We start from the raw sequence: 4,896 nt of genomic DNA, 5'->3' as shown, positions 1-4,896 counted from the left end.
CTGTAAAACTATTTGAAAATAGAAAATTTGTTAAACCTGTAGAGAATCTTCCTAATTCATTTAATGTATTATTGTAAGCAAAAAGTTTTGTTCGTAATGATACACCATTTGCTTTTTGATATTGATACTGAAACTCTGCTTTTAAACTCGCTACATCTACACTACTTGGGCACTCGCTTGCACAGGCTTTACAACTTAGACATAAATCGAAAACCTCCTTTAATTCTTTATGGTTAAACTTATTCGTTTTTTCTGACTGTGTTAAAAACTCTCGCAACGTATTTGCTCTTGCTCGCGTTGTATCTTTTTCATTACGAGTTGCACGGTAACTAGGACACATTGTACCTCCAAATTCTGGTGCCTTTCTGCAGTCTCCAGAGCCATTACACTTCTCTGCTTCTCTTAAAATACCAAGAGAATCGGAAAAATCTAAAAGTGTTTCTATTTCTGGTTCCTTTCGTCCTGCCTCATATCGTAAGGCTTTATCCATAGGGTATGCGTCTACAATTTTACCTGGATTAAAAATATTATGAGGATCGAAAGTAGATTTTACTCGTTTTAATAACTCATAGTTAGCTTCACCTATCATTAATGGAATAAACTCAGCTCTTACTATACCATCTCCATGTTCTCCACTAAAAGACCCTTCATATTTTTTTACAAGTTTAGCTACATCTGTAGTTATTTCTCTAAATAATACAACATCCTCAGTTTTCTTTAAGTCTAATATTGGTCTTAAGTGTAATTCTCCAGCGCCAGCGTGTGCATAGTATACAGCACTTTGGTTAAATCGTTTCATTAACTGAGTAAATTCTGTAATGAAATTTGCTAAGTCTGGTAGTGCTACCGCAGTATCTTCTATACAGGCTACTGCTTTTTTATCGCCAATAATGTTACCTAGTAAACCTAAACCAGCACTTCTTAATGCATTGGCTTTATTAATAGCATTTCCATATAATATTGGGTTTGCATAACTTAACTTAGAGGCTTCTATAGCTTTTATAAGTGTATTGGCTTTGTTCTGTGCTTCTTCTAATGTTTTTGCTCTAACTTCACACATTAAAATGGCCTCTGGGTCTCCTTCTATAAACGAACGGTTTTCTTGCTGGGTAGCATTACGTTTTGTACAGTCTAAAATGGTTTTATCCATCATCTCGCAAGTAAATAGACTATGTTTCATAGCTGGTTCTACAGCTTTTAAACAGTTTTCTATACTGTTAAAGTGTGCAGCTACCATAACGCCTTCGTTTGGCGGAAGCTCATCTAACTTAAGTGTTATTTGCGTTGTAAATGCTAAAGTACCCTCACTACCTGTAAGCAGTTTACACATATTAAAGGCTTCAGTTGTTTCTGTAAATAATTCTGTATTTAATAACTCGTCTACTGCATAACCTGTGTTTCTTCTATGAATTTCTGGTTTTGGGAAATTGTCTTTTATCTCCTTTTGCGTTTCTTTTGAAGCTAACTCATTATATATTGTTTTGTATATATGGCCTTCTAAACTGTTTAGTTGCTTTTTTTCTTCAAAATTTTCTGGACTTATCTCAGCAAATACAGCTTCACTGCCATCACTAAGTATGGTCTGTAGTTCTATAACTTTATCTCTTGTTACTCCAAATTGAATAGAGGTCGTTCCTGAAGAGTTATTTCCTACCATTCCACCAATCATGCACCTATTTGAGGTTGATGTATTGGGGCCAAAAAACAGTCCAAATGGCTTTAAATAGTTATTTAATGCATCTCTAACAACACCTGGTTGTACTGTAACTGTTTTTTTAGACTCATTAATATCTATAATTTTAGTAAAATGCTTAGAAACATCTACAACGATACCTTCTCCTACACACTGTCCTGCAAGAGACGTCCCTGCTGTTCTTGGAATTAATGATGTTTTGTGTTCTTTAGCAAAAGCTATTAATGTTTTTAAATCTTGTTTATGCTTAGGGTATGCCACAGCCATTGGTAACATTCTATATACAGAGGCATCTGTTGCATAAAGCGTACGCATTAAAGTGTCGTAATGTAGTTCTCCTTCTAAAAGAGTATTTAATGCTTCTAATTTAGTGTTTTCCATTATTTTATTTCAGAAATTACTGGTATAGATCTATTAAAATTTGTTGTAAAACAGATGAATGAATCTGTACCTCCAACTCCATCTATTTCATGTATTTGATTATACAAAACTTGCCTTAAATGATCGTTATCTTTAGCATAGATTAATACGAAGATCGCATATTTACCTGAGACATAATTACATTCTTTAATTTCTGGTATTTTTTCTAAATAATCTACAACTTGTGCTGCTAACCTAGCTTCCTTTAACCTAATGCCTACATAGGATTTTGTACTATATCCAATTTTCTTTTCGTCTAAAATTAAATCTGCTTTTTTTATAACGCCATCATCTTTCATTCTTTTAATACGTTGATGTACTAAAGAATTTGAAATTTTTAAATCTTCAGCAATTTTAGAGTATGCTTTTCTAGCATCTGCTTTTAATTCGGATATAATTTGTTTATCTATGTAATCAAGTTGACTCATTTGTCACGAAAATTTAAGTTTAAAAAATCAAATTAACTATTATTTAATTCAATAGAAGTCTATTTTTAAAAATACACACTATCAATAAACAAAAGTAATCAATTAATACCGTATAAATAATTAAATTGATTTAATTTTGCTTGCATAAAATTTATAGTTATGACTACTACAGTATTATTTAACAAGTTATGGAATGAATACGTTGAGCGTACACCTTCTGCTCAAAAAGTAAAACAGTTATTTGAATCTCAAGGAAACACTATTGCAAACGATCATGTTGCTTTTAGAACTTTTGATGACCCTAGAGTAAATATTGATGTTTTAGCTACAGCATTTATTAACAATGGTTACGAGTTTAAAAACGACTATCATTTCCCTAAAAAGAAATTATATGCAAAACATTTTGAACATAAAACCGACAAAAATGCACCTTTAGTATTTATTAGCGAATTGATAACTAGTGACTGTTCTATAGAGACACAATCTATTATTAAAAACACTTTAAACACTGTAGATTTTAGTACAGTAAATGCAGAAGAGTTAGTGTTTTCTGGTCGTTTATGGAATACCCCTTCGTTTGAGTTATATAATACTTTATTAAACGAATCTGAATATGCCGCTTGGTTATATGTTAATGGTTTTTGCTCTAATCATTTTACAATAAATGTAAATGAGTTAAGTACATTTAATACTCTCGAAGAAGTCAATGCATTTTTAAAAGAAAATAATTTTAAGATGAATGTTTCTGGAGGAGAAATTAAAGGTAACCCTGAATTACTTTTAGAGCAATCTAGTATTTTGGCCGATAAAATAAATGTGCGTTTTGAAGAAGGTGTAAAAGAAATAACCTCTTGTTATTATGAGTTTGCATATAGGCATATTACTAAAGAAGGAACACTTTTTAAGGGGTTTATAGCTAATTCTGCTGACAAAATTTTTGAAAGCACAGATGTTAAGCTCAATAAGCTAGCTTAAAAAAATGCACAGAAGTAAAAATATATTTACCTTTTTGGCGTTATTTTTGTAATTAACTTCTTATTAAAAAAATATGATCTATTTTTACTAAATGAATCGTATATAGATTTTAATTAAACTAAAACTAAAAACTTATGAAAAAATTATTTTTATTAGCCGTATTCGTATTAGGAGCTATAACTTATACAAACGCGCAAAGTATCTCGGACAATGCCATAGGATTACGTTTAGGAGATAGCGATGGTTTTGGAGCAGAAATATCATACCAACGTGCTTTAAATAGCAATAATCGTTTAGAGTTTGATTTAGGATGGCGCTCTGGAAAAAACTATGACGGCTTTAAGCTTGCTGGTTTATACCAATGGGTTTGGCAATTAGATGGTAATTTTAATTGGTATGCCGGTGTAGGTGGTGGTATTGGATCGTATAGTTTCGATTCTCCAATACCTGGCGGAGACGATAGCGAGTCTTTTGTATTTGCAGCTGGAGATGTTGGTATAGAATATAATTTTGATATTCCGCTATTAATTTCTCTAGATTTTAGACCAGAACTAGGTTTTGGGGACTTTAGAGACGATTTGGATTTTGACATTGCGCTTAGTTTAAGATACCAATTTTAAAACAAATAAAAATATATACTAAACCACCTTTTTAAGGTGGTTTTTTTGTTTAATTTAGTTTTTATGAAAAAAACTGAAATTATTTTATTTATACTCATAATCATTTCATTTATAATGAAGGTTATGAATTTACCATACAATACACTATTAATAACGTTTTCTATAATACTATTAGCATTTTTATACCTAACCTTTGGCTTTGCTTTATTAAATGGTATTAGGTTTAGAAACATTTTTAAACCAGAAGGCTACAAAACTGTTTCCATTTTACGAATTTTTGCAGGCATTGCTTTAGGTTTCGTTTTATCTACACTAGTTATTTATTGTTTGTTTAAACTTCAATTTTGGCCTTATGGACAACAAGGGCTACAATTAAGTTTAGTAATGTTAGCTATAGTAGTCGCTGTAATGTTTGTTTTTTATTTCATGGGTAGAAAACAATTTTTAAAAACTAACCAAGTTAGGCTACTAATTATTGGGATATTAAGTTTATCTCTATATTTTACAAGTAGTGATAATCTTGTAGATTTATATTATGGTGATAATCCTGAGTATGCTAAAGCTTTTAAAGATTACTTAAATAATCCTAGCCCTAATGCAGAAAGACCAGAATATTACGATATAGAATAATAGCACTACTCTTTTTAAATACATTTTAGAAGACTTTATAATCTATGAAACAACAAAAAGCATTAGCAATAATGGCCGCTGGATTAGGCTCTAGATTTGGTGGTTTAAAACAACTACATTACATTACACC

Annotated in this window: 5 protein-coding genes; 3 read left to right on the top strand and 2 right to left on the bottom strand. The window is 31.1% G+C overall.

Features of this window, described 5'->3' with window-relative positions:
* Together ACVC2P_RS06090 and ACVC2P_RS06085 are read right to left on the bottom strand one after the other, a co-directional pair.
* A partial coding sequence (locus ACVC2P_RS06090) for an FAD-binding and (Fe-S)-binding domain-containing protein (protein ID WP_452597588.1) occupies positions 1–2,074 on the bottom strand: 2,074 nt, incomplete at its 3' end.
* Positions 2,074–2,541 (bottom strand): Lrp/AsnC family transcriptional regulator, encoded by a 468-nt coding sequence (locus tag ACVC2P_RS06085; RefSeq protein WP_452597587.1) that lies wholly within the window; start codon positions 2,539–2,541, stop codon positions 2,074–2,076. The genes ACVC2P_RS06090 and ACVC2P_RS06085, both read right to left, overlap by 1 nt.
* Before the next feature lie 159 nt (positions 2,542–2,700).
* Between ACVC2P_RS06085 and ACVC2P_RS06080 the strand changes: the two genes are divergently transcribed.
* The 3 genes from ACVC2P_RS06080 (at position 2,701) to ACVC2P_RS06070 (ending at position 4,766) form a co-directional block, all read left to right on the top strand.
* On the top strand, positions 2,701–3,516 hold the full coding sequence (locus ACVC2P_RS06080; protein WP_452597586.1) for a 2-oxoadipate dioxygenase/decarboxylase family protein: 816 nt from the start codon (positions 2,701–2,703) through the stop codon (positions 3,514–3,516).
* A gap of 134 nt (positions 3,517–3,650) precedes the next feature.
* Complete coding sequence (locus ACVC2P_RS06075) at positions 3,651–4,136, top strand: hypothetical protein (RefSeq protein WP_452597585.1); 486 nt, start codon at positions 3,651–3,653, stop codon at positions 4,134–4,136.
* Positions 4,137–4,199: 63 nt separating this feature from the next.
* Positions 4,200–4,766 (top strand): hypothetical protein, encoded by a 567-nt coding sequence (locus ACVC2P_RS06070; protein WP_452597584.1) that lies wholly within the window; start codon positions 4,200–4,202, stop codon positions 4,764–4,766.
* The last annotated feature ends 130 nt before the right edge of the window (positions 4,767–4,896 follow it).

It is taken from the genome of Pontimicrobium sp. MEBiC01747, from assembly GCF_053601635.1.
Note: the sequence above shows the minus strand (reverse complement) of the source record. Positions and strands in the feature narration are given on the sequence as shown.